The following is a 1,070-nucleotide window of genomic DNA, read 5'->3' as shown; positions in this document are numbered from 1 at the left end:
GCCAAATAAGAAATCATATCAAAGGCTGCAAAGACAATCATAAGACCTAACAATTGTCCATTGGCCACTTCTGCAAATGACTGATGAGAGAAGAGCACAATCACAAGATAGGACAAGAATGAAGTCACTTGACGGATTAAGAGGGCTTCGATTTCACTCAGTTCACTTTCCATGGCAAAAGAGCTAAGAACACTCTCACTTCCCCATGCAATAGCACAAACTAAAGCACAGAGAATCCCAATGTAGAAGGAATTAACCTGTTCAACCTTATAGGTCTGAGCAATTATCCCTCCAATAATCAAGACAATCCCAAACACAGTATTTTTCGAAATCTTGTGCTTCAAAAAGAAGAAAGCCAATAAAACTGAAATCGCAGGGTAAATAGCCGACACAGATGAAGCTAAGGAACTTCCGATATACTTAACCGCATAAAGATTGGCCTGCATACCGATAGGGCCTGCTAATAAGGCTCCAATGATAACACTAACATTGCGAATATTTAAGAAAATTGAGAGACGAACTTTTCCTTCTTTCACCAAGAGAAAAGCTAGTAAGATAAAGATACTCAAGAAATCGTGAGCAGCGGCCACCACAAAGGGCGACAAATCTGTAAAAATCGAAAAGATATAAGCACTAATCGTTAGACCTAAACCCCAGAAAATACCTGAGAGTAGACCAAAAGAAACTCCATTTTTATTTTTCATCAGAACCTCCATAATATGACAAACCTTTAACAGCTCTTTGGTAACGACTCACACCATAGTCACCAAAATCTGCACCTTGCTCTTCTTTGTAGACTGTCCATAGACTCCAAATAGCATCTTGTAAAATTTTATAAATGGCAATCTTTTCACGAGAGACAGGTGTTTGCTCACTCTCATAGTGAGATAAGAAGGCTTCTTCCTCTTGACGAGTGAATTCAGACTCTAAAAAGAGGGCAGCCAAATCCCACATTGGATCGTTCATTGATGAATATTCCCAGTCAATCAGATAAAGTCGTCCTTGTGGTGACTCGATAAAGTTTTCAGGCACCAAATCGATATGACAAGATTTTCTGTCAACACCTAAGT

At 39.2% G+C, this 1,070-nt stretch carries 2 protein-coding genes; both read right to left on the bottom strand.

From position 1 onward, the window contains the following. Window positions 1-704 (bottom strand): EamA family transporter (locus tag QZ359_RS03600; protein ID WP_293960115.1); only part of this gene is annotated, 704 nt, incomplete at its 3' end. After that, window positions 694-1,070: phosphotransferase family protein (locus QZ359_RS03595; RefSeq protein ID WP_293960112.1), on the bottom strand; the 377-nt coding region annotated here is incomplete at its 5' end. The genes QZ359_RS03595 and QZ359_RS03600, both read right to left, overlap by 11 nt.

The sequence above is a fragment of the Streptococcus sp. genome (assembly GCF_019414905.1).
In the GTDB taxonomy this organism is placed as follows: domain Bacteria; phylum Bacillota; class Bacilli; order Lactobacillales; family Streptococcaceae; genus Streptococcus.
The sequence above is the reverse complement of the archived record's forward strand: the minus strand, read 5'-3'. Positions and strand labels throughout refer to the sequence as shown.